This window comes from Phycicoccus sp. Soil748 (assembly GCF_001428025.1).
Lineage (GTDB): Bacteria > Actinomycetota > Actinomycetes > Actinomycetales > Dermatophilaceae > Pedococcus.
This window is the reverse complement of record NZ_LMSC01000001.1, coordinates 222,621-248,574: the sequence shown is the minus strand read 5'-3', so window position 1 is coordinate 248,574 and position 25,954 is coordinate 222,621. Positions and strand designations below refer to the sequence as shown.

At 73.1% G+C, this 25,954-nt stretch carries 29 protein-coding genes; 11 read left to right on the top strand and 18 right to left on the bottom strand.

Features of this window, described 5'->3' with window-relative positions; genetic code table 11:
- The first annotated feature begins 62 nt into the window (after nucleotides 1–62).
- Complete coding sequence (locus ASG70_RS01205; protein WP_082589894.1) at nucleotides 63–761, top strand: HAD family hydrolase; 699 nt, start codon at nucleotides 63–65, stop codon at nucleotides 759–761.
- A 52-nt stretch (nucleotides 762–813) separates the two neighbouring features.
- Here the strand turns inward: ASG70_RS01205 and ASG70_RS01200 are convergent, their stop codons facing one another.
- Nucleotides 814–1,509 carry a GAF and ANTAR domain-containing protein gene (locus tag ASG70_RS01200; protein WP_056882024.1) on the bottom strand — a complete coding sequence of 232 codons (696 nt, stop codon included), beginning with the start codon at nucleotides 1,507–1,509 and terminating at the stop codon, nucleotides 814–816.
- A 209-nt stretch (nucleotides 1,510–1,718) separates the two neighbouring features.
- Between ASG70_RS01200 and ASG70_RS01195 the strand changes: the two genes are divergently transcribed.
- Nucleotides 1,719–2,393 carry an ANTAR domain-containing protein gene (locus ASG70_RS01195; RefSeq protein WP_156399755.1) on the top strand — a complete coding sequence of 225 codons (675 nt, stop codon included), beginning with the start codon at nucleotides 1,719–1,721 and terminating at the stop codon, nucleotides 2,391–2,393.
- Here ASG70_RS01195 and ASG70_RS01190 read toward each other — a convergent pair.
- From ASG70_RS01190 to ASG70_RS01180, 3 genes are read right to left on the bottom strand one after another with little or no spacing between them, the layout of a single operon-like run.
- Nucleotides 2,390–2,800 carry a VOC family protein gene (locus ASG70_RS01190; protein ID WP_056882022.1) on the bottom strand — a complete coding sequence of 137 codons (411 nt, stop codon included), beginning with the start codon at nucleotides 2,798–2,800 and terminating at the stop codon, nucleotides 2,390–2,392. The two genes, ASG70_RS01195 and ASG70_RS01190, sit on opposite strands and share 4 nt — an antisense overlap.
- Before the next feature lie 10 nt (nucleotides 2,801–2,810).
- Entirely contained in the window at nucleotides 2,811–3,251 is a 441-nt protein-coding gene (locus tag ASG70_RS01185) for a helix-turn-helix transcriptional regulator (RefSeq protein WP_056882021.1), read from the bottom strand.
- Nucleotides 3,248–4,189, bottom strand: coding sequence for a MerR family transcriptional regulator (locus ASG70_RS01180; RefSeq protein ID WP_056882020.1), 942 nt, complete (start codon nucleotides 4,187–4,189; stop codon nucleotides 3,248–3,250). Before ASG70_RS01180 ends, ASG70_RS01185 begins: the two co-directional genes overlap by 4 nt.
- A gap of 689 nt (nucleotides 4,190–4,878) precedes the next feature.
- On the opposite strand from ASG70_RS01180, the gene ASG70_RS01175 reads away from it, so the two are divergent.
- A complete protein-coding gene (locus ASG70_RS01175; RefSeq protein ID WP_056882019.1) occupies nucleotides 4,879–5,334 on the top strand; it encodes a hypothetical protein in 456 nt (151 codons plus the stop codon).
- A 73-nt stretch (nucleotides 5,335–5,407) separates the two neighbouring features.
- Here ASG70_RS01175 and ASG70_RS01170 read toward each other — a convergent pair whose 3' ends face one another.
- Both ASG70_RS01170 and ASG70_RS01165 read right to left on the bottom strand, forming a co-directional pair.
- A complete protein-coding gene (locus ASG70_RS01170; RefSeq protein ID WP_056882018.1) occupies nucleotides 5,408–6,493 on the bottom strand; it encodes a glycosyltransferase family 4 protein in 1,086 nt (361 codons plus the stop codon).
- Nucleotides 6,490–7,557, bottom strand: coding sequence for a lysylphosphatidylglycerol synthase domain-containing protein (locus ASG70_RS01165; RefSeq protein WP_162253878.1), 1,068 nt, complete (start codon nucleotides 7,555–7,557; stop codon nucleotides 6,490–6,492). The genes ASG70_RS01170 and ASG70_RS01165 overlap by 4 nt, the downstream gene beginning before the upstream one ends.
- A gap of 414 nt (nucleotides 7,558–7,971) precedes the next feature.
- Between ASG70_RS01165 and ASG70_RS20285 the strand changes: the two genes are divergently transcribed.
- Both ASG70_RS20285 and ASG70_RS01155 read left to right on the top strand, forming a co-directional pair.
- Nucleotides 7,972–8,562 carry a phosphatase PAP2 family protein gene (locus ASG70_RS20285; protein WP_369818858.1) on the top strand — a complete coding sequence of 197 codons (591 nt, stop codon included), beginning with the start codon at nucleotides 7,972–7,974 and terminating at the stop codon, nucleotides 8,560–8,562.
- Nucleotides 8,543–9,271, top strand: coding sequence for a response regulator transcription factor (locus ASG70_RS01155; RefSeq protein ID WP_056882015.1), 729 nt, complete (start codon nucleotides 8,543–8,545; stop codon nucleotides 9,269–9,271). The genes ASG70_RS20285 and ASG70_RS01155 overlap by 20 nt, the downstream gene beginning before the upstream one ends.
- A 39-nt stretch (nucleotides 9,272–9,310) precedes the next feature.
- Here the strand turns inward: ASG70_RS01155 and ASG70_RS01150 are convergent, their stop codons facing one another.
- From ASG70_RS01150 to ASG70_RS01140, 3 genes are all read right to left on the bottom strand, one after another.
- A complete protein-coding gene (locus ASG70_RS01150) occupies nucleotides 9,311–10,687 on the bottom strand; it encodes a cell wall metabolism sensor histidine kinase WalK (RefSeq protein WP_056882014.1) in 1,377 nt (458 codons plus the stop codon).
- A 104-nt stretch (nucleotides 10,688–10,791) separates the two neighbouring features.
- Nucleotides 10,792–11,709, bottom strand: a complete 918-nt coding sequence (locus tag ASG70_RS01145; protein WP_056882013.1) for a hypothetical protein — start codon at nucleotides 11,707–11,709, stop codon at nucleotides 10,792–10,794.
- A gap of 23 nt (nucleotides 11,710–11,732) precedes the next feature.
- Entirely contained in the window at nucleotides 11,733–12,281 is a 549-nt protein-coding gene (locus ASG70_RS01140) for an RNA polymerase sigma factor (RefSeq protein ID WP_056882012.1), read from the bottom strand.
- A 187-nt stretch (nucleotides 12,282–12,468) separates the two neighbouring features.
- Between ASG70_RS01140 and ASG70_RS01135 the strand changes: the two genes are divergently transcribed.
- The gene (locus ASG70_RS01135; protein WP_056882011.1) at nucleotides 12,469–12,780 is read left to right on the top strand and encodes a hypothetical protein; all 312 of its coding nucleotides are present in this window, start codon (nucleotides 12,469–12,471) and stop codon (nucleotides 12,778–12,780) included.
- Here the strand turns inward: ASG70_RS01135 and ASG70_RS01130 are convergent.
- From ASG70_RS01130 to ligD, 5 genes are all read right to left on the bottom strand, one after another.
- Entirely contained in the window at nucleotides 12,777–13,817 is a 1,041-nt protein-coding gene (locus ASG70_RS01130) for a sulfate/molybdate ABC transporter ATP-binding protein (RefSeq protein WP_056882077.1), read from the bottom strand. The two genes, ASG70_RS01135 and ASG70_RS01130, sit on opposite strands and share 4 nt — an antisense overlap.
- A gap of 86 nt (nucleotides 13,818–13,903) precedes the next feature.
- Complete coding sequence (locus ASG70_RS01125) at nucleotides 13,904–14,698, bottom strand: ABC transporter permease (protein WP_056882010.1); 795 nt, start codon at nucleotides 14,696–14,698, stop codon at nucleotides 13,904–13,906.
- Complete coding sequence (modA, locus tag ASG70_RS01120) at nucleotides 14,695–15,525, bottom strand: molybdate ABC transporter substrate-binding protein (protein WP_056882009.1); 831 nt, start codon at nucleotides 15,523–15,525, stop codon at nucleotides 14,695–14,697. Before modA ends, ASG70_RS01125 begins: the two co-directional genes overlap by 4 nt.
- Entirely contained in the window at nucleotides 15,522–15,926 is a 405-nt protein-coding gene (locus ASG70_RS01115; protein WP_056882076.1) for a molybdopterin-binding protein, read from the bottom strand. Before ASG70_RS01115 ends, modA begins: the two co-directional genes overlap by 4 nt.
- Nucleotides 15,927–15,968: 42 nt before the next feature.
- Nucleotides 15,969–16,943, bottom strand: a complete 975-nt coding sequence (gene ligD, locus ASG70_RS01110; RefSeq protein WP_056882008.1) for a non-homologous end-joining DNA ligase — start codon at nucleotides 16,941–16,943, stop codon at nucleotides 15,969–15,971.
- An 81-nt stretch (nucleotides 16,944–17,024) separates the two neighbouring features.
- Here ligD and gabT point away from each other — a divergent pair, with 81 nt between their 5' ends.
- Nucleotides 17,025–18,356 (top strand): 4-aminobutyrate--2-oxoglutarate transaminase, encoded by a 1,332-nt coding sequence (gabT, locus tag ASG70_RS01105; RefSeq protein ID WP_056882007.1) that lies wholly within the window; start codon nucleotides 17,025–17,027, stop codon nucleotides 18,354–18,356.
- 240 nt (nucleotides 18,357–18,596) lie between these two features.
- The gene (locus ASG70_RS01100) at nucleotides 18,597–19,394 is read left to right on the top strand and encodes an SDR family NAD(P)-dependent oxidoreductase (RefSeq protein WP_056882006.1); all 798 of its coding nucleotides are present in this window, start codon (nucleotides 18,597–18,599) and stop codon (nucleotides 19,392–19,394) included.
- Between the two features lie 61 nt (nucleotides 19,395–19,455).
- Here ASG70_RS01100 and ASG70_RS01095 read toward each other — a convergent pair whose 3' ends face one another.
- The 4 genes from ASG70_RS01095 to ASG70_RS01080 form a co-directional block, all read right to left on the bottom strand.
- Nucleotides 19,456–20,220: an SDR family NAD(P)-dependent oxidoreductase gene (locus ASG70_RS01095; RefSeq protein ID WP_056882005.1), complete on the bottom strand. Its 765-nt coding sequence runs from the start codon at nucleotides 20,218–20,220 to the stop codon at nucleotides 19,456–19,458.
- 79 nt (nucleotides 20,221–20,299) lie between these two features.
- A complete protein-coding gene (locus tag ASG70_RS01090) occupies nucleotides 20,300–21,469 on the bottom strand; it encodes an acyl-CoA dehydrogenase family protein (protein WP_056882004.1) in 1,170 nt (389 codons plus the stop codon).
- A 117-nt stretch (nucleotides 21,470–21,586) separates the two neighbouring features.
- Nucleotides 21,587–22,438, bottom strand: coding sequence for an SGNH/GDSL hydrolase family protein (locus tag ASG70_RS01085; protein ID WP_056882075.1), 852 nt, complete (start codon nucleotides 22,436–22,438; stop codon nucleotides 21,587–21,589).
- 5 nt (nucleotides 22,439–22,443) lie between these two features.
- A complete protein-coding gene (locus ASG70_RS01080) occupies nucleotides 22,444–23,121 on the bottom strand; it encodes a uracil-DNA glycosylase (protein ID WP_056882003.1) in 678 nt (225 codons plus the stop codon).
- A 93-nt stretch (nucleotides 23,122–23,214) separates the two neighbouring features.
- Here ASG70_RS01080 and ASG70_RS01075 point away from each other — a divergent pair, with 93 nt between their 5' ends.
- From ASG70_RS01075 to ASG70_RS01065, 3 genes are all read left to right on the top strand, one after another.
- Nucleotides 23,215–23,874 carry an HAD family hydrolase gene (locus ASG70_RS01075; RefSeq protein WP_056882002.1) on the top strand — a complete coding sequence of 220 codons (660 nt, stop codon included), beginning with the start codon at nucleotides 23,215–23,217 and terminating at the stop codon, nucleotides 23,872–23,874.
- Nucleotides 23,875–23,884: 10 nt separating this feature from the next.
- Entirely contained in the window at nucleotides 23,885–25,255 is a 1,371-nt protein-coding gene (locus ASG70_RS01070; protein WP_056882001.1) for a pyridoxal-dependent decarboxylase, read from the top strand.
- A gap of 77 nt (nucleotides 25,256–25,332) precedes the next feature.
- Nucleotides 25,333–25,857 (top strand): hypothetical protein, encoded by a 525-nt coding sequence (locus ASG70_RS01065; protein WP_056882000.1) that lies wholly within the window; start codon nucleotides 25,333–25,335, stop codon nucleotides 25,855–25,857.
- Nucleotides 25,858–25,954: the final 97 nt, after the last annotated feature.

Sequence of the window (25,954 nt, the reverse complement as noted above, 5' to 3'; positions counted from 1 at the left end):
TGGACCCGAAGGTGCCTGATGATCCACTCCCCGCCCCTCGTGCGTGACCGCCGGTGAGCCAGATGCCGGGACAGCCAGCCTTGCGGGTGCCCCTCGGCATCGTCTTCGACCTCGACGGCACCCTGGTGGACACGACCTACATCCACACGCTCGCGTGGTGGCAGGCCTTCCAGCTCGCCGGCCACGTCGTCCCGATGGCCAGCCTCCACCGGTCCGTCGGGATGGGCCCCGACCAGCTGATGCCGCACGTCTTGGGGGACGGGCGTGACGAACGGCGCGACGAGGACCTCGTCAAGGCGCACGACGTCCTCTTCGCGACGTGGCACGAGCGGGTCGAGGAGCTGCCGGGCGCCTGCCACCTGCTGTCGTGGTGCCACCACCAGGGCGTGACCCTCGCGCTCGCCTCGTCCACGGGCGGGCGCGACCTGGAGGCCATGCTCGGCGTGCTTGAGCACCCCGACCTGGACGTGGTGGTGACGTCCGAGGACGTCGAGCAGTCCAGGCCGAGCCCGGACCTCGTCCAGCTGGCGATCGAGCGGATGGGCCTGCGGCCCAAGGAGGTGCTCGTGGTCGGCGACACCGTCTGGGACGTCGAGGCCGCCAGGGCGGTCGGCGCGCGGTCGGTAGGCCTCGAGTGCGGCGGCACCAGCGAGGCGGAGCTCCGGGCAGCGGGGGCGACCTGGGTCTTCAGGGACCCCGAGAGCCTTTGCCAGGAGCTGGTGGAGGTGGCCGGACCGGGCCGGGAGGCTTGGCCCGCCTGAGGCGAAGGAGGCGCGTCCGTCGGGACTGGCGAGGCTGGCGGACAGGGCCCAGTCACAGCACTCGGCTCTTGACCAGGATCCTGGCGAGTTCGGCGTCGTGGATGCCGGCACGCTCGGCACCCTCGTGCAGCCGTCGAGCGGCCACTTCGGCGCTGATGCGGTGAGCCGCCATGAGCATGCCGATCGCTTGCTCTGTCACGTACTGGTCCATGAGCCGCTGCGGCGCTTGCTTCGCCCGACGCACGGCGGACAGCGACAGCTCGGCGTTGGTCACCGCGCCATCGGCCCAGCCGCCGCACTGCGCGGCAAGCTGGTCGTGCAGGCCCTCGAAGGCGGTGGGCGTGCTGCCGTAGAAGTTGACGCCGCCCACGACGGTGCCTTCCCCCATCAGGGGGATCGACAGGCTGCTCTCGACGCCGACGGTGTTCTCCGCCCTCGCGAACAGGAGCCAGCTGTCCTCGTCCAGGGGGTCGGAGACGCCTGCGGCTATGGTGCTTGCCTGCTCCATGGCGCGGACGCACGGTCCGTCGTCGACGTACTGCACTGCGTCGAGCGCTGCCACGTCGAGGCTGCTTGCGGCCCAGGTGAAGGACAGTCCCTCCCGGAGGTAGGACAACGTCAGGCCCATGCAGTCCGGGGCGATCGTGGCCACCCGTGAGGCCATGGCGTTGAACTGGGCAGTCATGTCCTCGTCCTGGAAACGGGACATCTCGGTCAGGGCGAAGCGGGTCTCCCGGATCGGTTCCATCGTCGTCGGAGTCCTTCGTGCGAGTGTCTGTCGATGCCCCTGTACCCGCGACTGCCGTCCGGTATGCACCACCTCTGAGACGGCCGCGTGACCCTCGGTCTGAACCCTTGTCGGGTCCCGTCAGCCCGTCGTATCGTGGGCCCCGGTCAAGAAGTGGCCTTCTCGCTTGAGACATCCCCGGGGCAGGGTCGTCCATGTAGGAGGAAGCCGTGGCACGCCTGGAAGCTGCGCACAGTGACGGTCAGACCATGTACTTCGAGTACGAGGCCGAGAGCGCTCGCTGGACCTGGTCGGCCGGGCTGCGAGCCCTCCACGCCCTGTCCGCTGGTGAGGAGCCGACCACCGAGCTGATGCTCGAGAGGATGGCCGAGGAGGACCGGGCAGTCATGCTGTCGCGGTTCAAGAGCCATCTCGAGCAGCCCGGACCGTACTCCTGTGCCTACCACATGACCGATGCCGGCAACCGGCAGTGCAGGCTCCTGTTCGTGGGGCAGAGCGAGGCGGTCGACGGGAAGGTGAAGCGGCTCAGCGGCTTCGTCGTCGACCTCACCGAACCGATGCGCGAGACGGCACGGGCGGCGGTCGCGGCCTCGGTTGAGCACCGGGCCGCGATCGAACAGGCCAAGGGTGCCCTGATGCTGAGCTTCGGTGTCGAGGAGGACATCGCGTTCGACCTGCTGAGGGCCTACTCGAGCCGGCACAACATCAAGCTGGCGGTGGTGGCCGAACGCATCGTCGCCGGGCTCTCGGACCCCGCCTTCAGCAGGGACGAACCCGTGCGGAGCCTGCTCGACATCGTGATCAGCCTCTCCGGCGGCGCACCAAGCGGCGCCGGCCACGGTGCCCGGCAGGTCGTGGAGCCAGCTGGCGGCTCGGCGGGCTAGGCGGTGGGCGCCTGGGCGATGCGGACCGTGTTGCCCGAGGGGTCGCGGAACGCGCAGTCGCGTGGGCCCCACGGCTGGTCGATCGGCTCCTGGAGGACCTCGGCGCCCGACGCGCGGACCGTCTCGAACGTCGCATCGACGTCGTCGGAGCGGAAGACGTAGTTGGGCAGGACGCCCTTGGTCAGCAGCTCCTGGAGCGCGTCGCCGTCGGACTGCGAGCGTCCGGCATGGGGCTCGGACAGGACGATCTCCAGACCGGGCTGGGCGTCGCTGCCGAGGGTGACCCAGCGGTACCCGCCCGAGGCCACGTCGTTGCGGACCGCCAGTCCCAGGGCTCCGCCGTAGAAGGCGATCGACTCGTCGACGTCGTTGACGGTGATGTGGCAGTACTGCAGCGCGATGCTCATGGCAGCGACCCTAGGCAGCGGGGTGGCGCTGCGCTTCTCCGATCCTGCTCGATCCGCGACGGACCGGTCGGGTGTGCGCCTTCGCGACGCAGGAGGGCATGGCGTTGACCGCGTGGTGCTCTCGCCGCCGGTAGGCCGTGGGGCTCTCGCCGACGATCTCCGAGAACCGTGAGCTGAACGAGCCGAGCGAGGTGCACCCGACCTGCATGCACGCGTCGGTGACGCTGACGCCCTCGCGCAGCAGGGCCATGGCCCGCTCGATGCGGCGCATCATCAGGTAGCTGTAGGGGGTCTCGCCGTACGCGGCGCGGAAGCGGCGCGAGAAGTGCGCCGGGGACATGAGTGCCCGCTGCGCCATGGTCGGGACGTCCAGCGGCTTGGCGTAGTCGCGGTCGATCAGGTCGCGCGCACGGCGCAGGTGAGCCAGGTTCTCCAGCTCCTGCGGGGTCATGTCCGCACGGTAGCACCGGGTGTGGGGGCTGCCAGGAGCGTTTCGGTGGCTCCTTCGAGGGTGTGCACCCGGGTCACCGTGACCGTGCGCGCGGGGGCAGGGAGGTCGACCGGCCAGCCCGGCCCGCCGAGCACCACGTCGAGGGGCCAGCCGACGGCCGCCAGGACCTGCCAGAGCCGCTCGTCGACCTGGCGCGCGATCGACGCCCAGAGGAAGATCCTCGAGGGGCGGCGCGCCATGAGCAGGTGCTCCAGCGCCTCGGTAGGCACCCGGGCGCCGAGCCCGAGGGCGGCGACCCCGTGGCGGGCGAGCTCGGCCTCGACGGCCAGGAGTGGCAGGTGGTGCTGCTCCTCGTCGGCGCAGGCCAGCACCACGAAGGTGTCGGTCGTGCGGGGCCGGTTGAGGCGGATGACGGTGCGCAGCTCGGTCGCCAGGACCTCGCTGGCGAGGTGCTCGCACTCCACCCCGAGCGAGCCCCCGCCCCACTGGTCGCCCATCGACCGCAGGGCCGGCGCGAAGACCTCGGTCCAGGCCGTCACCAGGTCGTGCTCGCGCAGGCACCGCTGGTAGATCCGCGACAGGCTCTCGGCGTCGAGCGACAGGGCCGCCGAGCAGATGGCCTCCACCGTGCCGTGCCTGACGGGAGATCCCGCCTGTGGCCGGTCGCTGTCGGTCTCGATCGTGAGGCGCTCGCTGTCCATCGAGAGGGCGACCCGGGCCGCGCTCTGGGCCGGGACCCCCCGGGCGGTGAAGCGGGCCATCACCCGGACCCGGTGGATGTCCTCCTCGCCGTAGCGCCGGTGGCCACCCTCGGTGCGCTGCGACGGGCCGACGCCGTAGCGCCGGTCCCACGTGCGCAGCGTGGCCGCGGAGATACCGAGCCGATCCGCGACGGTGCCCACCGACCACTCGACGGCGCCCACGAGGTCATCCGGCATGCGGATGCCCCCATCGGGCGAGCCCCGTGGGCACGGTCGACAGTGGGCCCGGCCTGAACTCGGTGACCACGACATCCGATCTGACGTTTGGTGCCCGGTGACCCGTCGGCGGGTGGTGCACCACCGACGACCCCTGCTCGGGCACTCCGAACCCTATAACTTCTTCAAGGGTGTTGCACTGCGAACAAGTTCTGCATAGGTTGTGAATCACTTCGGTTCGCGCCTCGAGGAGAGAGACCCCCACATGAGCAGCATCAAGAGACTTCCCAAGCCGCTGTTGAGCTCCTACGAGTGGCAGACCGACGGCGCGTGCCGCACGACGGATCCCGACGAGTTCTTCCCCCACGAGGCCGAGCGCGGCAACCGCCGGCTGAGCCGGGAGCAGCGCGCCNGCGTGAGCCGTATGGCGTGTGGGGCGGCACCACGCCCGAGGAGCGCCTGGCCATGCAGCGCGGCGTCGCCGTCTGACCGCACCCTCCTTCCGTCGCGGAGCAGGTCCTGCGCGCGAAGCCGGGCCTCGCAGACGACCGGACCCCGTCCTTCCCGGACGGGGTCCTGCCATGTCCGGTGGCGGCGGGCCCCGGGTGAGTCATGGCGCGGACGCCGGGTCACGCGTGCACACAGCCCCGTCTCAGGAGCGCCGACCTAGCCTCGCAGGCAGCACCACCCCCAAGACCGACGGGACACCGATGAGCTCGCTGGACGGCCGGCCGCCCCTGATGGCGGCCACCAGTACGTGGGACGACTGGCTGGCCCTGCGCTCCTTCCCCTCCGGTGACCCGCGCGACGCCACCGCCAAGGAGCGGCTGGCCGTGGAGCTGACCGCAGGCCTGTGGCCGCTCGTGGACTTCTCCGACCCGGCGACGCGCAGTGCGCTGCGGGAGCTGTTCGCGGAGTACGAGGACGACACCGCAGGAGCCCCCACCACCCGGCGTGACCCGGTCACCGCCCTGCGCCGCGTGGTGCCCCTGGAGGGAGTCGAAGTCGGTCGGCACACCGGCCAGGCGAACCCCCAGGTCGTCCTCACCGTGACGTCGACCGGTGGCCTGCAGCAGGAGTTCCGTCTCGACGTGGAGCGGGCCCGGGTGCTGGCCGAGCTGCTCTACGAGCGGGCGCTCGACACCGACACGGACGCCGAGGCGTGACCTTCTGGCCTGACCTGCGGGGCCTGGCCTGGGGAGCTGACCTGCGAGGCTGGACCGGCCTCCAGGTCCGCCGCTAGGCGACCGGGACGCAGAGACAGGCGTGCTCGACCGCCCCGGCGGCGGCATACGCGTGCTCGTTGCGGTGCAGGACGTTCTCCCAGTCCAGGGCGGGCACGGTCGCCCGGTTGTGGGCCGCCATCCGCCCGCGGGTGACGGGGTCGGCGCACAGGTCGGCCAGCTGCTCGGCCATCTGGGCGTCGCTGCCGGACAACAGGCCGTCGACACCGTGGTCGACGAACGCGCCGACACCCGTGTGCTCCCGGGCGAGGACGACGAGCCCGGCCGTGCGGGCCTCCAGGGCGGCGATGCCGAATGACTCGAGGGTCGCCGGCGCGACGAAGACGTCGGCGTCGGCGTACAGCGCCCGGATCTGCTCGTGGGAGAGGTTGCCCGGCGCGTGCACCCAGGACTGCATCCCCCGCGCGGCCACCTCGCGGCGGAAGGCCCGGTGCTGGGGGCCGTCACCCACCACCACGGCGCGGATGGCTGTCGCAGCGGGCACGTTCGCCCGGGCCTGCTCGAGCACCGACACCAGCCGCAGGGGCCGCTTGCGCCGGTGCATGCGGCCCACCGCCACGACGGTCACCTCCGGCCGAGGCCGAGGGTCGGTGTGAGGTGCCCAGAACGCCGTGTCCACGGCGTTGGGGATGACCAGGACCTCGCGCTCGCGCAGGGCTCGGCGCACCGGTCGGGCGGCGGCATCGCTCACGGCCGCCCACTGCACGGGGCGCCCGGTCCACCCGCCGAGCACCGCGGCGGCCCGGAAGGCCGGCCACGCCGCGCCCCACATCGAGTGCACGGTGGCGACGGCCGGCACATCGGCGCGCGCTCCGTCGCCCACCGCGCGCATGGCCAGCGGTGACCAGGCCGAGACGTGACCGTGCACGACGTCGGCCTCGCGCAGCAGGGCCGTCAGCCGCCCGGGCCGGCGGCAGACGCCGGGTGTGCCGGGAGCCGGCGGCGTGTCGGGCCCCGGCGTCCTGGTGAGCACGGTGACGTCGTGACCGGCGCGCGCCTGGGCGCTGGCCAGCTGGTCCACCATGACCTCGATGCCACCGAGGGTCGGGCCGAACGTGTCGGTGGCGTGCAGGATCCTCACGCGGGGAGCCGGAGCGCGGACCGAGGCGGGGTGCCCGTGGTGCCAGCCGCACGGGCCCGGACCAGCAGCCAGAGGCCGAGCCAGAGCCCACCGATCGGGATCTCCAGGACGAAGGTGAACGCGCGGTAGAGCAGCACGCCGGCCACCACCGGGAGCGGGCTGGCGCCCAGGGCCACCAGGGTCCCGGCGGTCCCCGCCTCCGCCAGCCCTGTCCCACCGGGCGTCACGGGGGTGAGGCTGAGGAGGCGTTCGACGGCGAGGCCGGCCAGGACGGCATACACGGGGACCGGTGCCCCCGCCGCGTGCAGGCAGGACCACAGCAGGGCGGCGAGCAGGGTGAGGTAACCCGCCATCCCGAGCGTGAGCTGGGGCCACGTCCGGCTCACGACGCCCCGGATGCGCAGGCGGGTCTGCAGCAGGGCGGCGGCGAGGCGGTCTCCCCGTTCGGCTCCCGACCGCGGCATCGCGCGTCGGACCGCGGCGGTGACGAAGCGGGCCACCGCGGTCGCCACCCGGTCGCTGCGCAGCGCAGTGACACCGGCGGCGACCAGGACCAGGAGCAGCAGCGACGCCCCGAGCGCGCCCGCGCGCAGCCCGCGCGTGGGCAGGCCCCCGGCCGCCAGCAGGCCGACGAGGGCGACGAGCGGGAGGGCGAGCTTGGCGAGCACGTCCCAGGCGTTGGTCACGACGAGGTACGCCGCGAACGACCGGTCCCGGAACCGCCAGGCGCGCGCCATGCTGCAGTTGAGGGCGACGCCGAGCGCTCCGCCCATCGGCGCGACGTTGGACACGGCGCTGCCGGTGAGGCTGAGGGTCAGGGCGCGGCGGCGGCTGAGGCCGGGCAGTGCGCCGGTGAGCACGAACGAGTGGACGAGCAGCCCGCACGCCCACAGGCCCGTGAGCCCGGCGAGGCGGTGGGGGGCGATGCCGCCGATGAGGTGGGCGGCCGCAGACCACGACACCCCCGACGTGCGCGGCAGCAGCCACCACAGCACCCCGGCGCCGAGCGCCAGCGCGACCAGCGCCTTGCCCGCCGTCCGGAGGCGGGTGCCTCGTCGTGCCACCTGCGCCTCCATGGTCAATGCCGGTCAGTCCCGCCCCTGGGGGCCCGCCCCTCAGGGCACGTGGTGCCCCACGATGACCGCCACCCGCTGAGCAGTTGCTGAGGACGGACGTGTCTGAGCTCGCACGGGCGGGGTGGCTCTGCGCTGACGCCTGCCGCCGGCTCCCCGTCCTCAGGAAGCGCTCAGGGGCGGCCGCGACTCTGGAGGTCAGCAACCTCGACAGGAGTGCCCATGAGCACCGTCCCCACCNCCCTCGCTGCAGCCGGCGTCGCGGCCCTCGCGGCTGCTGCCGTCGCGGGGCTGGTGGACGGTGTGGGGGAGCACGGCGACCTGAGCGCCTACGACCCCACGGTGACCGCCGACGCGGTCCACCTGCGCACGCCCGTCCTGACGATCCTCGCCGAGGTCGTGACCATGGTGGGCAGCGAGGTCGCGGTGGGACTTCTCACCGCGGGTGTCGTGGTGTGGCTGGCCGTGCGGCGCCGGGACCGCCTGCGGGCGCTGCACTTCGGGGCGACCATGGCCGTGTCGGCGGCGGTGACCCTCGGCGTCAAGCACCTCGTCGGCCGTGGTCGGCCGCCGGCCTCCGTCGTCCTCGGCCCGGTCGACACCGGCTACTCGTTCCCCTCGGGACACACCTTGTTCTCGACCGTGTTCTTCGGCCTGGTGGCGCTCCTGGTCGCCGACCGGCTCGCGGAGCACCGTGGTGGGCGTGCCCTCGCCCTGGCGGGCTGGCTCGTCGCGTCGGTGACGGTGGGCGCGAGCCGCATCTACCTCGGCTACCACTGGTTCACCGACGTGGCCGCCGGCTGGGTGCTCGGCGTGCTCGTCCTGGCGCTCGCGGTCGCGGCGCTCGGCCTGCTGCACCACCGCGGCGCAGCCGGGCGGTCCGCTGCGCCCCACGCGGAGGCCGACGTGCCTAGTCTGGGACGCGACCGTGGAGCAGGCCTGGAGCCGGTGGCCGGCGCAGTGGAGGGGGTCGACGATGCGCGTCCTGCTCGTTGAGGACGAGAAGGCCCTGGCGGAGACCATCCGCCGAGGCCTCACCAACGAGGGCTTCGTCGTCGACGTCGCCCACGACGGGGTGACCGGCCAGTGGCTCGCCACCGAGAACCCGTACGACGTCATCGTCCTGGACATCATGCTTCCCCGCCGCCACGGCTACGACGTCCTGAAGAACCTGCGCGAGCTGCAGATCTGGACCCCCGCGATGATGCTGACGGCCAAGGACGGGGAGTACGACCAGACCGACGCGTTCGACCTCGGGGCCGACGACTACCTCACCAAGCCGTTCAGCTTCCCGGTCCTCGTCGCCCGCCTGCGCGCCCTCGTACGGCGCGGTGCCCCGGTCCGTCCGGTGGTGCTCGCGGTGGGTGGTCTCGACCTCGACCCGAACAAGCGCATCGTCCGGCGCAACGGTCACCGGATCTCCTTGACCGCCAAGGAGTTCTCGGTGCTGCAGTTCATGATGCGACACCCCGAGGTCGTGCTGTCCAAGGCGGAGATCCTCGACAACGTCTGGGACCAGGCGTTCGAGGGCAGCGACAACATCGTCGAGGTCTACATCGGGTACCTGCGCCGCAAGATCGACGTGGCGTTCGGCGTCACGTCGCTGGAGACGGTGCGGGGCATGGGCTACCGGTTGATGCCGGTCGAGGGTGGCGCACCGGTCGCGGAGCGCGCCGCGACCGCAGGCGAGGGCGCGCGCTCCTGACGCGCCGTCACTGGCTGCCAGCCGTCCTGGCCGGGGCCCTCAGGCGTCCACCGGTGGTCCGGCCGCCGGCAGGCTGATCTCGAACCGGCACTGCCCGCCCGGCGTCTGCGTGGCCCGCACGGTGCCACCGTGGGCGGTGACGATGGTGCGCACGATCGCCAGGCCCAGCCCGCTGCCGCCGCTGTCGCGCTCGCGGGACTCCTCCAGGCGCGCGAACCGGTCGAACACCTGCTCGCGCCGGTCGGCCGGGATGGGCGGTCCGTCGTTGTCCACCGTCACCACGACGTCGTCCGCCGTGGACGACACGGTGAGCTGCACGCCGCCCTCGGTGTGGCGGGCGGCGTTGTCGACCAGGTTGCGCAGCGCCTGTGAGAGCTGGACCCGGTCGCCCTGCACGCGGGCCGCCGCGATCGTCGCCACGACGGGGACGTCGCCGGTGGCGCGCAGGCGGCGTACCTCGGCCTCGACCAGGTCGTCGACGTCGACCTCCTCCAGCGAGAGGGGGAGGCCGTCGTCGGCCTTCGCCAGCGTGAGCAGGTCGTCGACGAGACGCTGCATGCGCAGGGCCTCACCGTGGATCACCTCGTCACGCGTCGGGTCGGGGTGTGACGTCCCGGCGGGCGACACCTCGATAGCCGCGCGGATGGTGGCGAGGGGGCTGCGCAGCTCGTGGGAGGCGTCGGAGATGAAGCGTCGCGTGGTGGCGTCGGACTGCTCGAGCCGCGCCAGCATGAGGTTCATCGTCTCGGCGAGCCGGGCGATCTCGTCGCCGGTCGGCGGCACCGTGATGTGCCCACGCCCGCGGACCCGGGTGATGCGCGCGACCTCGCTGCGGATCCGCTCGACCGGCTGCAGCGCCTGCTGCACCGCGCGGCTGATGAGGAACAGCAGCAGGGCGAGCAGGGCGGAGGCGCCCAGCGCCAGCAGGATCGTCGCGGTCCGCACCGTCTTCGCCTCGACGTCGAGGGGCGTGCCGACGACCACGACGTATGCCGCACCGCTGGGGTCGCGCGCCCCCTCCACGACGATGGCGTACGGCTCACCCAGCTCGCCGGGGATGCCGGCCACCTGGTCCACGTCGATGGCGCCCGGGGCGGGCCTCAGCGACGTGATGGCCGACAGGCTCAGGGCCTGCTCGGAGGAGGTGACGACCCGGCCGTCCGCGTCGAGGACCTGGAGCAGCGAGCCCTGGCTGGGGATGTCGCGCAGCGCCGTGGCCGCCGGCTGCTCGCCGTCGTGGATGACGGAGGCCACCTCGGCGGCCTGCACCCGGGCTGCGTCCTGGGCCGCGCTGAAGAGGACCCGGTCGAGCGCGGTCGCGTAGGCAGCCACCCCGAGGACGATCACGAAGGTCACCGCGGCGGCCGACGCCACCAGGACGCGACGGTGCAGCGTCCAGGCCTGCCACCGTCGCACCAGCTCGTCCGCCCTTTCCCGGGGTGTGCAAGGAGGCTAGCAACGGCAGGACGCTGCCCGGCGCCGGTGCTGTGGTCCGCGAAGGTCCGGCGCTCAGCCTGCCCTCAGGACGTGACCGTCACCGCGGGCCGGGACGGTGTCGTGAGGGAGGGGGTCGGGGCGCTCGTCCGCGGCCTGGCCGTAGGCCGGGCGGAGGGGCTGGCGCTGTGGCTGGAGCTGTGCGGCTTGGTCGGCTTGGTCGGCTTGGCGGGCTTGGGCGCCTTGGTGGACTTGCCCTTGCCCCCCGAACCGGGCGTGGAACCGTGGCTGCCCCGGGCCTTGGCGGCAGCGTTCCCGGGGTGGGGCACGTTCGCGCAGTAGCCGGCGATCTTGCCCTCGCCACCAGCGGCCTCGGCGAGGTTGCGGAAGGCGACGGACGTGTCCGCGGTCGCGGTCGTGCCGGCCTCGGCCTGGTGGTGCGCCCAGGCGTTGCACAGGCCGAAGGCGGCCGGCCCCTTGGCGTCCGGTCCCACCGCTGCGGTGGCGGACCCGGATCCAGTGCCGTCCTTCTCGCTCTCGTCGGCGTCGTCCGACTGGTCCGCGTCGTCCGGGGCGTGCGTCGACGCGGCGGTCGTGGTCGTCGAACCCGTGGCCAGCGGCAGCGCCTCGGGGGCGTGGGAGGGACCGAGTGCGGAGGTGGTGAGCACCACCGCGCCCACGGCTCCGAGTGCGAGGGCGGAGCCGGCCACTCCCGCCAGGGTCCTGGCGCCGAGGAGTGAGGACAACAGCAGCAGGCGGCGCGGGCGGCTGCTGGTGCGCATCGAGAAGGCGTCGGTGTAGGTGGTCATGGCCGCCCGGTAACCGGTGAGCTCCGACGCAACGGCAGGACCGGTCAACGCGTGCACCAGGTCGGCGGCACGGTCCGTCCCGGGGGCGGTGTCGGCCGGCCGGTGTCCACGCAGCAGCGCCTCCACCTGCCCGTCGGACAGGTGGGGCAGGTCGGCGTCGTCCGCCACGGGGGGCTCGAAGTCGTTGCTCGTCACGGGGAGTGAAGCGCCGCCCCGGCTCAGTGCGTTACACCCTCGCGGCTGAGCCTGGCGGCCAGCGTCCGCAGCCCCCGATGAGCGGCGACGCGGACCGCGCCCGGGCTGCGCCCCAACATCGCCGCGACGGTGTCGACCGGCAGCTCGGCCAGCACCCGCAGGGCCAGCACCTCCGCCTGCAGCGGCGGCAGTGTGGAGAGCAGCCGCAGTGCCTCGGCGGCACCATCCGTCCCGTCGGACGGTCTGGGGTCCGGTCGCGCCGCGAGGTGGTCGAGAGCGTCCGGACCCGAGGTCTGCGGTCGGCGCGCTCGGCGGCGCGCGTCGTCCAGTGCTCGCCGTCGGGCGGTGGTGAACACCCAGGCGTGCCAAGCGGTCTCGTCGCCGCGAAAGCGCTTGAGTCCCTTGACCACGCTGACCCACGTCTCGGCCGCGAGGTCCTCGGCCTGCCGTCCCGGCTCCATGCGCAGGTAGCGCACCAGCCGCGGGTTGAGGTCGATCCAGAGGCGTGAGAAGGCCGCCTCGTCACCGGCCTGAGCGCGGGCGAGGACCTCCGCGAAGTCCTCGCGAGCCACGGGCCGAGTATGCGGCGACGCCGGCAGTGTGGGTCGGGTCTTCGCCCGCGGCTCGGCCGTTCGGGGGAACTCGGGCAGGGCGCTGAGCGAGACGTTGCGATTGACGCCCCGGACAAATCGGACGATGATCACAAGGCTTCAAGCAGTCGGAGCCCCCATATCGCCGTGCGAGCAAGGAGGCCTGCCGATGACCGATTTCCTGGAGTCGGTTCGTCCGATGGAGCCCGCCCCGCCTGCGGAGCCCACCACCCTCGTGGAGCCGTCCTCCCTCGTCGAGGCCGCAGCCCTGGCGGAGTCCCTCCCGGTGGCCGACGAGGCGCCGGCCGAGCCGTCGGTCCGTCAGCTGCTCACCGAGCTGGCCCACCTCGAGGACGTCGTGCGCACCGGCGGCCACCTCGACGGCGAGGTCGACGACGCCGCGGCCGAGGCCGAGGTGATGGCGGCGATGGCCCGCGAACAGGCCATCATCGACGAGCTGCACCGCCGTACCACCACCTAGGCGGGGTAGACCGCCACCTCGCTGGCCTTCACGGTCAGCACGGCCTCGTCGCCGACAGAGAGGCCGAGCTCGGCGAGGGCCGCGGGCGTGACGTCCGCGGACAGGTACGGGGTGTGCACCCGTACCTGGTGCCCGTGCGGCTCCAGGTCGGTCACCCGCGCGCGGACGGTGGTGCGGGGGCTGCCGTGCGGGGCGTCGCGGTAGACACCCACAGCGCTGGGGCTGAAGACCGCGACCGCGGCCTCCCCGTCGGGTACGGAGTCGTCCGTGAGGCCCTCGACCCTCAGTCCTTGCGGGGTGGTGACCGCGGTGCTCGCGCCGGACGTGGAGGCGGTGCCGCGGACCAGGTTGAGCCCTGCGATCCGGGCGGCGAAGGCGCTCCTCGGGCGCGACAGGACCCGGGTGGTCGGACCCTGCTCGACGACGCGCCCCGACTCGAGGACCGCGACGTCGTCGGCGAGCAGCACGGCGTCGAGGACGTCGTGGGTGACCACCACCGTGGTGCGGTCCCGAAGCACCCGGCGCAGGAGCTGCCTGATGGCGGGGGCGGCCTCGACGTCGAGGGCCGACAGCGGCTCGTCGAGCAGCAGCACCTGCGGCTCGGTCGCCAGCGCCCTGGCGATGGCGACCCGTTGGGCCTGTCCGCCCGAGAGGGCCGTCGGTCGGCGCGGCCCGAGGTCGGACGCGTCGACCTCGGCCAGCCAGTGGGCGGCCCGCTCGCGCGCCTCGCGCCGCGAGGCGCCCGCGCTGCGGGGGCCGAACGCGACGTTGTCCGCCACCGACAGGTGCGGGAAGAGCCGCGCCTCCTGGGCGAGCAGGGCCACTCCGCGCGCGTGGGGCGGGACCCAGGTGCCGGAGCCGCGGGAGGAGGAGAGCACCCGATCACCGAGGCGGACCTCACCGCCGTCGGGACGCAGGAGCCCGGCCATGCAGGCGAGGGCCGTGGACTTTCCGGCACCGTTGGCGCCGAGGAGGGCGAGCGTCCGCCCCCGCGGCACCTGCAGCCGGAGGTCGAGGTCACGTCCGGTGACGCGCAGGGTGGCGTCGAGGCCCGCCCCGAGGGTCGGGCCCTCAGCCGGGTCGACGGCTGGGTCGACGGACCGGTCGGACGGCGGGTCGACGGTCACAGGGCGCTCCGCGAACGACGGGTGACGGTGATGACGACCGTGGCGACGACCACGAGGACGAGCGAGAGGGCGACCGCCGCCTGCGGGTCGGTCTCGCGCTGCAGGTAGATCTCCAGCGGCAGGGTCCGGGTCACGCCCTGCAGGCTGCCGGCGAACGTGATCGTCGCACCGAACTCGCCCAGGGCCCGGGCGAAGGCGAGCACCGCGCCCGAGGCCAGCCCGGGCAGGACCAGCGGCAGGGTGACGCGCAGGAACACCGTGGTCGGGCGGGCGCCGAGCGTCGCCGCGACCTCCTCGTAGCGCTGCCCTCCCGTGCGCAGGGCCCCCTCCAGGCTCACGACGAGGAAGGGCAGCGCCACGAACGTCTGGGCCAGGACGACGGCAGCGGTCGAGAAGGCGACCTGCAGTCCGAGCACCTCGAGGGTGTGGCCGAGCAGCCCACGGCGGCCGAACGTGTAGAGCAGCGCGATGCCCCCGACCACCGGGGGCAGCACCAGCGGCAGCAGGACCAGCGACCGCAGCACCGACTGCCCCCGGAACTGCGTACGGGCCAGCACCACGGCCATCGGCACGCCGAAGGCCACGCACAGCACGGTGCTGGCCGCCGAGGTCCGCAGGCTGAGCAGCAGGGCGGCCCGCGAGGAGTCCGAGGTCACGAGCTGGGGGAACTGGGTCCAGTCCACCCGGGTGAGCATCGCGAGCAGCGGCAGCACGACGAATGCCGCACCGAGGACCGCAGGGACGAACACCCAACCGGGCACCCCCAGCCGGGGACGGTGGGTGCGGCTCACGGCGCCTCGGCGAACCCGGCAGCAGCCAGGACCTGCTGACCCGCCGAGCTGGTGACGGCGGCCACGAACGCGTCGGCGACGGCCTTGTTCCTCGACGACTTGAGGGAGGCGACCGGGTAGGAGTTCACCACGGCCGAGGACTGGGGAAAGGTGATGCCCTGGACGGAGTCGCCTGCGCCCTTCACGTCGGTGACGTAGACCAGCCCGGCGTCCGCCTCCCCGGCGCTGACCTTGCCGAGCACGTCGGTCACCGACTGCTCCTCGCTGACCGGCTTGATGTCGACGCCTGCCGCCTGCTCGACCTTGGCGGCAGCTGCTCCGCAGGGGACGGCCGGGGCGCACAGGACGACCTTGACCCCGGGCCTGCCGAGGTCGGCGAGGGAGGCGACCTTCGCAGGGTTGCCCGGCGGGACCGCGATCTCGAGGGTGTTGGAGGCGAAGACGACCGGGGTGGCCGCGGTGAGCGACTCTGCGGTGGCCTTGTCCATGTTCTCGGTGTCGGCCGAGGCGAACACGTCGGCCGGCGCCCCCTGCTGGATCTGGGCGACGAGGTCGGAGGACCCCGCGAAGCTGAACGTCACCGTCGTGCCCGGGTGCGCCTTCTCGAAGTCGGCGCCGATCCGGGTGAACGTCCTCTTCAGCGACGCCGCCGCGAAGACGGTGATGCTGCCGGACAGCCCCAAGGACGAGCTCGACGAGCGGCTGGACGTCGTACCGCCCGCGGAGCCCGTGGAGCCGCCGCAGGCCGCGGTGCCCAGGGCGACCGTCGAGGCGGCCGCGACCAGGGCGAGGACAGCTGGGCGGCCGCAGCGGGAGCGGCTGGTCATGATGCTCCCAAGGGGGTCTCGACGATGACGGTGGTGGACTTGACCACGGCGATGGCCACCGAGCCGAGCTCGAGACCGAGGTCGCGGACGGCCTCGCTGCTCATGAGGGAGACGACCCGGAACGGTCCGCACTGCAGCTCGACCTGGGCCATGACGGTGTCGACCTTGAGGTCGGTCACGAGGCCGACGAACCGGTTGCGGGCCGACCGCCCGACGTTCGAGGGGTCGGTCGCGGTGTGCGCCTGGTCCCTCGCGAGCTGGGCGACCTGGTAGCCGTCGACGACCTTGCGGCCCGCGTCGTCGGTCTCCGCCGCGAGGGCCCCGCTGTCGACCCACCGCCGCACGGTGTCGTCGCTCACCCCGAGGAAGGTGGCGGCGTCACGGATCCGTAGCTGCGGCATACCCAGCAGCATAGATCCGCAGGTACGGTCCTGACGAGGGGTTCAGCCCGCTTCTGCGGGCTCCGGCGGCTCCTCGACGCCGTCCCGCTCGTCGCGTTCGGCCCACTCCACGAGCTGGTCGATCTCGAAGACGGCGTCGTCGATGCCGGCGTGCAGGTCGCCGAGCTCCGCGTAGCGCGCCGGGACCGTGGCGATGGTGAAGTCGCCGGGGCTGACGGCGTCGACCTCGTCCCAGCGGATCGGCGTCGAGACGGTGCCCTCGGGGTTGCCGCGCACCGAGTAGGCGCTCGCGATCGTGTGGTCGCGCGCGTTCTGGTTGTAGTCGACGAACAGTGCTGCAGGGTCGCGGTCCTTGCGCCACCAGGTCGTCGTCACGTCCTCGGGCGCGCGGCGCTCCACCTCGCGGGCGAAGGCGAGGGCGGCGCGCCGTACGTCCTTGAAACCCCACTCGGGCTTGATCCGGACGTAGACGTGCAGGCCAGAGCCGCCGCTGGTCTTGGGCCACCCGACGGCACCCAGGTCGTCGAGCACCTCGTGGGCGACGTGGGCCACCCGCTGCACGCGTTCCCACGGGCACTCCGGGCCCGGGTCGAGGTCGATCCGCCACTCGTCGGGCCTCTCGACGTCGGCCCGCCGGCTGTTCCACGGGTGGAACTCGACCGTCGACATCTGCACCGCCCAGATGACGTGGGCGAGCTCGGTGACGCACAGCTCGTCGGCGGTCCGGTTGTAGCGCGGGAACTTCACGCGCACCGTCTCCAGCCACGGCGGAGCGCCGTGGGGCACGCGCTTCTGGTGCACCTTCTCGCCGGCCACGCCCTCGGGGAAGCGGTGCAGCATGCAGGGGCGCTCGCGCAGCGCGTTGACGATGCCGTCACCGACCGACAGGTAGTAGTTGACGAGGTCGAGCTTGGTCTCGCCGCGCGCGGGGAAGTAGACACGGTCCGGGTTGGAGATGCGCACGTCGCGCTCGCCGACCTCCACCTCGACGGCGGGCGACGAAGCCTTGGCTGCCATGCAGCCAACCTAGGGCCGGTACGCCGCGGCGTCACCCGCGTGCCCTGTCGGCGCCCTCGGGGCCGGTCGTATGCTCGCCCCATGCTCGAGCAGAAGCGCGTCCTCGCCACCAGCATCCCCGGCCCGAAGTCCCAGGCCCTGCAGCAGCGCAAGAACGCTGCGGTCTCCGCCGGCGTCGGCACCGGCCTCCCGATCTACGTCGAGCAGGCGTCCGGCGGCATCCTGCGCGACGTCGACGGCAACCAGCTCATCGACTTCGGCTCGGGCATCGCCGTGACCACCGTCGGCAACGGCAACCAGCGGGTCATCGACGCCGTCACCGCGCAGGTCAACGACTTCACCCACACGTGCTTCATGGTCACGCCGTACGAGGAGTACATCCAGGTCGCGGAGGCGCTCGCCGAGCTCACGCCGGGCACCCACGAGAAGCGCTCGGCGCTGTTCAACTCCGGGTCCGAGGCCGTCGAGAACGCCGTCAAGGTGGCCCGCCACCACACCGGCCGTCAGGCGGTCGTCGCGTTCGACCACGCCTACCACGGCCGCACCAACCTGACGATGGCGCTGACCGCCAAGAACATGCCGTACAAGCACCGGTTCGGGCCGTTCGCCAACGAGATCTACCGCGTGCAGATGGCCTACCCCTACCGCTGGCCCACCGGCCCGGAGCGCTGCGCCGACGAGGCCTTCGAGACCTTCGTCGCCGACGTCCACGCCCAGGTTGGCGAGGACAACACCGCCGCCGTCATCCTCGAGCCGATCCAGGGCGAGGGCGGGTTCATCGTGCCCGCACCGGGATTCGTCAAGAAGGTCGCCGACTGGTGCACCGAGCACGGCATCCTCTTCATCGCCGACGAGGTGCAGACCGGCTTCTGCCGCACCGGTGACTGGTTCGCCTCCGAGCACGAGGGCGTCGTCCCCGACCTCGTCACCACCGCCAAGGGCATCGCGGGAGGTATGCCGCTCGCGGCGCTCACCGGGCGCGCGGACGTCATGGACTCGATCCACACCGGCGGCCTGGGTGGCACCTACGGCGGCAACCCCGTCGCGTGTGCTGCAGCCCTCGCCTCCATCGAGACGATGAAGGCCGAGGACCTGCGCGGCCGGGCGAAGCAGGTCGAGGCGATGTTCCGCCCGCGCCTGGAGGCCCTGGCCGACAAGTACGGCGTCATCGGCGACATCCGCGGTCGCGGCGCCATGCTGGCGGTCGAGCTCGTGAGCGACCTGGCGAAGAAGACGCCCGACGCCGACCTCACCGGCCGGATCAACAAGGCCTGCCACGCCGCCGGCCTGGTGACGCTGACCTGCGGCACGTTCGGCAACGTCTTCCGGTTCCTGCCGCCGCTGTCGGCCGGCGACGAGCTGCTGTCCGAGGGCCTGGACATCCTCGAGGACGCCTTCGCCGCCTCCGTCTGACCTCCCGGGCCACCACTGCTGACGTCGTGTCAGTAGTGGTGGCGCCACCGCCGCCTGTCCTGCCACCACTACTGGCGCAGGGGCGGCACCGGTGCCGTCGGCCACTGTTCATCCGGCCGTCGCGTGTCGGTGCCTGCACCCTGCCGTCGCCCCTGTTAGACAGGTGGTGACCCGGCCAAGTATGAGTTGGCCGGGTCCATTCATGCCCGCGGGACGGGGCGGTCGGGGGAGACTGCGGGGATGTCGCTGCCGTCCTTCCTCGACCTGTCCGGCCGCACCGCCCTGGTGACCGGGGCCGGCAGCCCGACCGGGATCGGCTTCGCCACCGCGCGCCACCTGGGCGCGCTCGGCGCCGGGGTCGTGCTTGCCGCCACCACGCACCGCGCCCTGGAGCGGGCGCGCGAGCTCGAGGATCTCGGTGTCGACGCCCTGGGCCTCGTGGGCGACCTCACCGACGCTGGCGTGGCCGCCGACCTCGTCGACGCCGCTGCCGAGTGGGGCGGCCGCCTCGACGTCCTGGTCAACAACGCCGGGATGGTCTCCACGAGCTGGCCGGACTACCTCGAGGGCGACCTGGCCGCCACCACCCCACGGCGCTGGTCGGAGTCGATGCAGCGCAACCTCGACACCGCGTTCCACGTCACCCGGGCGGCGCTCCCGCACCTGCGCACGAGCGGGTCGGGACGGGTGGTCATGGTCACGAGCGTGACCGGCGCCGTGATGGGGATGCGGGGTGAGGTGGCGTATGCGGCCGCCAAGGCAGGGCTCGTCGGGCTCACCCGTGCGCTCGCGGTCGACGAGGCGGCCCACGGCATCACCGTCAACGCGGTCGCACCCGGCTGGGTGGCCACCGGCTCGCAGACGGCGGCCGAGGCGGCCGAGGGCCTGGCCACGCCGGTCGGGCGCTCGGGGACGGCCGAGGAGGTCGCTGCGGCGATCGCCTTTCTCGCCAGCCCGGGCGCGAGCTACACGACGGGGCAGGTCCTGGTCGTCGACGGCGGCAACAGCGTCGCCGAGGAACGCGCGATGCCCCGCTGAGTGCAGGCACTCGAACGGGGCAGCGGCGGCCGGACGGTGTCCGGGCAGGGGCGTGGGTGCGTCAGCGGGGCGGCATCCGCAGCGCGCCGTCGAGGCGGATCACCTCACCGTTGAGCATCGCGTTGTCGACGATGTGGGCCACGAGGTTGGCGTACTCCTCCGGCCGACCGAGGCGAGAGGGGTGCGGGACCTGCTTCTCCAGGACCGCCTTCACGTCGCCGGGCAGCCCCGACAGCATGGGCGTCTCGAAGGTGCCGGGAGCCACGGTCATGACCCGGATGCCCTTGTCCGCCAGGTCGCGGGCGGCGCTGAGGGTGAGGCCGACGACGCCGCCCTTGCTCGCGGCGTACGCAGCCTGGCCGATCTGGCCGTCGTAGGCGGCGATGGAGGCGGTCATGACCACGACGCCGCGGTCGCCGTCGACCGGCTCGTTGTCGAGCATCGCGGCGGCCGCGAGACGCAGGACGTTGAAGGTGCCGACGAGGTTGATGCTGACGACGTTCGCGAAGTCGTCGAGCGGCAGGGGGCCGCGCTTGCCGACGACGCGGCCAGGGGTGCCCACACCGGCGCAGTTGACGACGACGCGCAGGGTGCCGAGCTGGCGCGCGGCGTCGATGGCCGCCTGCACCTGCGCCTCGTCACGCACGTCGGCCGGCGAGAACGTGACCATGTCGCCGAGCTCGTCGGCCAGCGCCTGGCCGGGGGAGCCAGGGAGGTCGACGATGACGACGGCAGCGCCCTCGGCGTGCAGCCGGCGGACGGTCGCGCCGCCGAGGCCGGAGGCGCCGCCGGTGACGAGGGCAACGGTGGAGTCGTTGATCTGCAAGGGTTTTCGACCTCTCGGTGGGCGCCGCGGACAGCGACGGGTGGCTCTGCTGGTGGGGGAGCTCTGCTGGGGAGTCGGGTCAGCCGCGGAGCAGCTGGCGGCTGATGACGAGACGCTGGATCTGGTTGGTGCCCTCGAAGATCTGGGTCACCTTCGCCTCGCGCATGTAGCGCTCGAGCGGGAAGTCCTGGGTGTAGCCGGCGCCGCCGAGGACCTGGACCGCGTCGGTGGTGACGCGCATGGCGTTGTCGGTGGCCACGAGCTTCGCGACCGCAGCCTCCTTGCCGAACGGCCGTCCGGCGTCGCGCAGCCGGGCCGCGTGGAGGTACGCGGCGCGCGCGGAGGTGACCGCGGCCTCCATGTCGGCGAGCAGGAAGGCCAGGCCCTGGTTGTCGCCGATGGGGCGGCCGAACTGCTGGCGGTCCTTGGCGTAGTCGACCGCGCGGTCCAAGGCGGCCTGCGCGAGACCCGTTGCGGCTGCGGCGATCCCGAGTCGTCCGGAGTCGAGCGCGGCGAGGGCGATCGACATGCCCTGCCCCGGCTTCCCGACGAGGCGGTCGGCGGAGACCTCGACGCCGTCGAGGTGCACCTCGCCGACCGTGTCGCAGTGCAGGCCCATCTTGCGCTCGGGGGTGCCGAACGACAGCCCCGACGCGTCGCCCGGGACCACGAAGCAGGACAGGCCGCGGGCGCCGTCGTCGCTCGTGCGGGCAAACGTCGTGTAGAAGTCGGCGTGACCGGCGTGGGAGATCCACGCCTTGGTGCCCTTGAGCCGGTACGCCGTGGGGTCGGCTGCGTCGTCGGCCGTCGCCTTCGTCGTCATGGCGGCGACGTCGGAGCCGGCGCTGCGCTCGGAGAGGCAGTAGGCGCCGAGCTGGTCGCCGGAGAGCATGTCCGGCAGCAGGGCCGCCTTCTGCGCCTCGGTGCCGAAGGTCGCCACGGGGTAGCAGGTGAGCCCGTGCACGGAGACGCCCACCGCGACGCTCATCCACACCGACGCGATCTCCTCCACGACCTGCAGGTAGACCTCGTACGGCTGGTCGGCGCCGCCGTGCTCCTCGGGGTAGGGGAGCGAGAGCAGCCCTGCACGGCCGAGGACGCGGAAGGCCTCGAGGGGCGGGGCCGGGGTCGTCGCCGCGGCGCGCTCCGCCTCGTCGACCAGCGGCGCGAGCTCCTTGGCGCAGATCTCGCGGGTGAGGTCGATGAGGTCCTGGCCCTCCTCGGTGGGCATCAGACGGGTGGCAGGCATGGCGTCGATGGTAGTAGTAGGACGTCCTACTACCTGAATCGCCGAGGTCAGGGCCGTGCGCCCCGGGGGTCGGCCCGAGTCCGGCCCGAGTCCGGCCCGCACACCAGGGTGCAGGGATCAGGGACGGCGCGCGGCCGGCTCCACCGGGATGAGCTCCGGGCGCTTGGCGGTGACCGTGTCGCCGGAGGACTCCCCGCGCAGGCGCCGCTGCACCCACGGGGCGAGGTGGGTCCGCGCCCAGGCGGCGTTGGCCGCGGTCGCCTCCCGGCGGCCCACCGGTGGCAGCGGCGGCAGCGGGGTGCTCCAGTCGGCGCGGTCGGTGGGGTGTCCGAGCGCGGACAGGGCGTTGAGCGCGACGCGACGGTGTCCCTCGCTCGTCATGTGGATGCGGTCCTCGGACCACAGCCGGAAGTCCTTGAGGGCGTCCATGCCCCACTGGTTGATGACGTAGCAGCCGTGCTGCTGGGCGATGCTGAAGATGTTGGCGGAGTGGATCGCGTGCCGACCGCGCAGGTGGCGCAGCAGGGGGGCGCCCTCGGGGTCGGTCGGGGTCGCCACCAGGACGTCGGCGCCTGCCGCGCGCAGGCGCACGACCGCGGCCTCCAGGCGCGCGGCGATGGCGTCGAGGTCGGCCTTCGGCCGCAGGATGTCGTTGCCCCCGCCGACCATGGAGACGAGGTCCGGCCCCAGGGCGAGCGCGGCGTCGAGCTGCGGGCCGATGACGTCGGCGAGCAGACGGCCCCGTACGGCGAGGTTGGCGTAGGAGAGGTCGCCACCGGCCTCGTGGGCGACGGTGGCGAGGTGGCCCGCCAGGCGGTCGGCCCAGCCGATGTAGCCGTTCGCACGCGTCGGGTCGGCGTCCGACATCCCCTCGGTGAAGGAGTCGCCGATCGCGACGTAGCGGTGCCACACCTTGCCGCCGCTCTCGGGCAGGTGGGTCTCGTTCTCCGGCAGGTCGTTCTCGGGCAGCTCGGTCACGGCAGGCTCCAGTCGACGGGGTCGGCCCCCTGCTGGGCGAGCAGCTCGTTCGCCCGGCTGAACGGGCGGGAGCCGAAGAACCCCGAGTGGGCGGACAGGGGTGAGGGGTGGGCGCTCTCGACGCGAGGGACGTCGCCGAGGTGGGGTGCGAGGTTGCGGGCGTCCCGGCCCCAGAGGATCGCGACCAGGGGGCCGCCGCGGGCCACGAGCGCCGAGATGGCCTGGGCGGTCACGGTCTCCCAGCCCTTGCCCCGGTGGCTGGCGGGGGCGCCGGGGCGGACGGTGAGCACGCGGTTGAGCAGCAGGACGCCACGGTCCGCCCAGGGGGAGAGGTCGCCGGTGGTGGGCCGCTCGACGCCGAGGTCGGCCTGCAGCTCGGTGTAGATGTTGGCCAGGCTCCGCGGGACCGGCTGCACGTCGGGCGCCACCGAGAACGACAGGCCGACCGCGTGGCCCGGGGTCGGGTAGGGGTCCTGGCCGACGATGAGGACGCGCACGGCGTCCAGTGGCTGCTCGAACGCCCTCAGCACGTGGCCGCCTGCCGGGAGGTAGCCGCGGCCGGCCGCGGTCTCGGCGCGCAGGAACTCGCCCATCGCCGCGACCGTCCCCGACACGGGCTCGAGCGCGCTCGCCCACGACGGGTGCACGAGCTCGGCGAGGGCGGCGGGCGGCATACCCAGAAACGTATCCCCGAGCGCACGAGCGAGCGCGGAGGGGGCCGGTCACCCGCGCTGCGGGCGGGCGTCGCGGCTGCCTACGCTGGCCCGGTGACCTCCCTGCGCTGGCCCGTGGTGCTCTTCGACTTCGACGGCACCCTGGCCGACACCATCCCCCTCATCGTCGCCTCCTACCGCCACACGCTCACCGCGGTGCTGGGTGAGGAGGCGCCGGAGCACGAGGTGCGGTCGTGGATCGGCCGACCGCTGCAGCCGGTGCTGGAGGAGCGGTACCCGGGGCGCGGGCAGGAGCTCACCGACGTCTACCGCAGCTGGAACCTCGCCAACCACGACGCCCTCATCCGCACCGTCGACGGTGTGCCGGCCCTCCTCCACGAGCTGCACGCCGCCGGCGCGCGGACAGGGGTCGTGTCGTCGAAGAAGGCGGAGACCGTGGAGCTGGGGCTGCGGGCCGTCGGCCTCGCCGAGCGCATCGACGTGCTGGCAGGGCAGGAGGCCACGCCGCACCACAAGCCGCACCCGGCCCCGCTCCTGCACGCCGCGGCGCGGCTCGGCGCCGCCCCGCAGGACTGCGTCTACGTGGGCGACGCGACGGTGGACGTCCAGGCCGCACTGGCGGCGGGTATGGGCGCGCTGGCCGTGACGTGGGGAGCCGGCCTGCGTGCCGCGCTGGAGGCCGCGGGACCGGTGGCCACGGTGGACGACGTGGCGGCCCTGAGGGCGGAGCTGTTCGCGGTGGCGCGGGCCTAGACTTCGCCGCGTGCACGGCTACAGCGACCAGCAGCTCGAGACCCTCGGCGACGCGATCCTCGCCTACTCCGCCGACCGGCTGAAGCTCGACCCGGTCCCCCTCGACGGCCCCCGGACGCTCGCCGAGCTCGACGTCTCGGCGGGCCTGACGATCACCCCCGAGGGCATCGGCGGCCTCGCGGCGCTCAAGCTGTTCGAGGAGGACCTCGCCCCGGCCTGCATCTCGACCGACCACCCGCGCTACCTGTCCTTCATCCCGTGCGCCCCGACCGAGGCGTCCGCGATGTTCGACCTCGTCGTGGGGGCGTCGTCGATCTACGGCGGCTCGTGGCTCGAGGGTGCCGGGGCCGTCTTCGCCGAGAACCAGGCGCTGCGCTGGATCGCCGACCTCGTGGGCATGCCGCCGGAGGCCGGAGGCGTCTTCGTCCCGGGCGGCACCATCGGCAACCTCTCGGCGCTCGTCGCTGCGCGCCACACCGCCCGCATGGAGGCGACCCAGGCGGGCCGACGGGGGGAGGGGGCTCGGCCCTGGCGGGTCGCTGCCACGCACGGCGCGCACTCCTCGATCCAGTCGGCCTGCGACGTCATGGACGCCGAGTTCGTCGGCGTGCAGGTCGACGACAGCGGTCGACTGACCGGCCCCGAGCTGCGGGAGGTGCTGCTCGAGCACGGACCGGAGACGTTCTTCGCCGTCGTCGCGACCTCGGGCACCACCAACTTCGGCATCGTCGACGACCTCGAGTCCGTCGCTGCGGTGTGTCGCGAGTTCGGCATCTGGTTCCACGTCGACGGCGCGTACGGCGGTGCGGGTCTCGCCGCGCCCTCGGTGCGCCACCTCTACGAGGGCATCGAGCACGCCGACTCCTTCATCGTCGACCCGCACAAGTGGCTGTTCGCGCCGTTCGACTGCTGCGCCCTGCTCTACCGCGAGCCCGCGCTGGCCCGCGCCGCGCACACCCAGCACGCGTCGTACCTCGACGTCCTCACCGCGGCCCCCGACTGGAACCCCACCGACTACTCCGTCGGGCTGACCCGGCGGGCCCGCGGGCTGCCGTTCTGGTTCAGCCTCGCCACCCACGGGACCGATGCCTACACCGAGGCGGTCGAGCGCACGCTGGAGGTCACGCGGTTCGCCGCCGCCGAGATCGCCCGGCGCGACCACCTCGAGGTCGTCCGCGAGCCGGACCTGTCGGTCGTGGTGTTCCGGCGGATCGGGTGGACCGCCGCTGACTACCAGGAGTGGTCGGACCGGCTGCTGGCCGAGGAGTTCGCGTTCGTGGTGCCCACCTCGCACGAGGGGGAGACGCTGACGCGGTTCGCCATCGTCAACCCGCGCACCTCCGAGGACGACATCGTCGCCATCCTCGACACCATGGCCTGAACGGCCTGCCGAGGGTGACGTAGGGCCCTGCCGCGAGACCCCCGTGCGCAGCAGGGTGGGCGTGACGGAGGTGTCCCATGGCGACCACGACGCCCACGAAGCAGTCCCGGCCGTTCTCGGTGCGGCTGACGATCAGCCTGCTGGTGTTCCTGGGCGTGACCGCGGCCGCCGGCGGCTTCGTCATGGCGACCGCGTGGGGCGGCGAGCAGGTGCGGCCGCCCCGCGAGTGGCTCGACGGCATACCCCTCGTCTCGAGCTGGGTGGTGCCCGGTCTGGTCCTCGGCCTGGGCTTCGGGCTGGGCTCGCTCGTGGTCGCCTGGGGGATGGCGCGGCGCCCGCGCTGGCCGTGGCTCGGCTGGGTGGAGCGCCGGACCGGTGAGCACTGGTCGTGGCTGGCCGCCGTGGTGGTGGGTGCGGGGCAGGTCGTGTGGATCGCCCTCGAGCTCGTCTACCTGCCCGCCCTGTCGTGGTTCCACCCGCTGTACGGCGCGGTCGGGCTGGCCCTGGTGGCGGCGCCCCTGAGCCGTTCCGGGCGAGCAGCCCTGCGGGTGCGCGGTGCCGGCCACCAGCGGGCCGAGACTGGGGCGCTGCGCACGTCCTGAGGCTGCTGTGACCGGTGGGACCAAGGGGTCACGAACCGTTCTGCGAAACCTCCGGAGTGGAATGACAAGCGTGTGATTCGGTCCGTATAGTTGGCCT

What these genes read in the sequence shown, in the direction of transcription:
- ASG70_RS01205 (WP_082589894.1), top strand. Translation starts at nt 63, where the DNA reads ATGCCGGGACAGCCAGCCTTGCGGGTGCCCCTCGGCATCGTCTTCGAC.
- ASG70_RS01200 (WP_056882024.1), bottom strand. Translation starts at nt 1,509, where the DNA reads ATGGAACCGATCCGGGAGACCCGCTTCGCCCTGACCGAGATGTCCCGT.
- ASG70_RS01190 (WP_056882022.1), bottom strand. Translation starts at nt 2,800, where the DNA reads ATGAGCATCGCGCTGCAGTACTGCCACATCACCGTCAACGACGTCGAC.
- ASG70_RS01185 (WP_056882021.1), bottom strand. Translation starts at nt 3,251, where the DNA reads ATGACCCCGCAGGAGCTGGAGAACCTGGCTCACCTGCGCCGTGCGCGC.
- ASG70_RS01180 (WP_056882020.1), bottom strand. Translation starts at nt 4,189, where the DNA reads ATGCCGGATGACCTCGTGGGCGCCGTCGAGTGGTCGGTGGGCACCGTC.
- ASG70_RS01175 (WP_056882019.1), top strand. Translation starts at nt 4,879, where the DNA reads ATGAGCTCGCTGGACGGCCGGCCGCCCCTGATGGCGGCCACCAGTACG.
- ASG70_RS20285 (WP_369818858.1), top strand. Translation starts at nt 7,972, where the DNA reads ATGGTGGGCAGCGAGGTCGCGGTGGGACTTCTCACCGCGGGTGTCGTG.
- ASG70_RS01155 (WP_056882015.1), top strand. Translation starts at nt 8,543, where the DNA reads ATGCGCGTCCTGCTCGTTGAGGACGAGAAGGCCCTGGCGGAGACCATC.
- ASG70_RS01135 (WP_056882011.1), top strand. Translation starts at nt 12,469, where the DNA reads ATGACCGATTTCCTGGAGTCGGTTCGTCCGATGGAGCCCGCCCCGCCT.
- modA (WP_056882009.1), bottom strand. Translation starts at nt 15,525, where the DNA reads ATGACCAGCCGCTCCCGCTGCGGCCGCCCAGCTGTCCTCGCCCTGGTC.
- ASG70_RS01115 (WP_056882076.1), bottom strand. Translation starts at nt 15,926, where the DNA reads ATGCCGCAGCTACGGATCCGTGACGCCGCCACCTTCCTCGGGGTGAGC.
- ligD (WP_056882008.1), bottom strand. Translation starts at nt 16,943, where the DNA reads ATGGCAGCCAAGGCTTCGTCGCCCGCCGTCGAGGTGGAGGTCGGCGAG.
- gabT (WP_056882007.1), top strand. Translation starts at nt 17,025, where the DNA reads ATGCTCGAGCAGAAGCGCGTCCTCGCCACCAGCATCCCCGGCCCGAAG.
- ASG70_RS01100 (WP_056882006.1), top strand. Translation starts at nt 18,597, where the DNA reads ATGTCGCTGCCGTCCTTCCTCGACCTGTCCGGCCGCACCGCCCTGGTG.
- ASG70_RS01090 (WP_056882004.1), bottom strand. Translation starts at nt 21,469, where the DNA reads ATGCCTGCCACCCGTCTGATGCCCACCGAGGAGGGCCAGGACCTCATC.
- ASG70_RS01080 (WP_056882003.1), bottom strand. Translation starts at nt 23,121, where the DNA reads ATGCCGCCCGCCGCCCTCGCCGAGCTCGTGCACCCGTCGTGGGCGAGC.
- ASG70_RS01065 (WP_056882000.1), top strand. Translation starts at nt 25,333, where the DNA reads ATGGCGACCACGACGCCCACGAAGCAGTCCCGGCCGTTCTCGGTGCGG.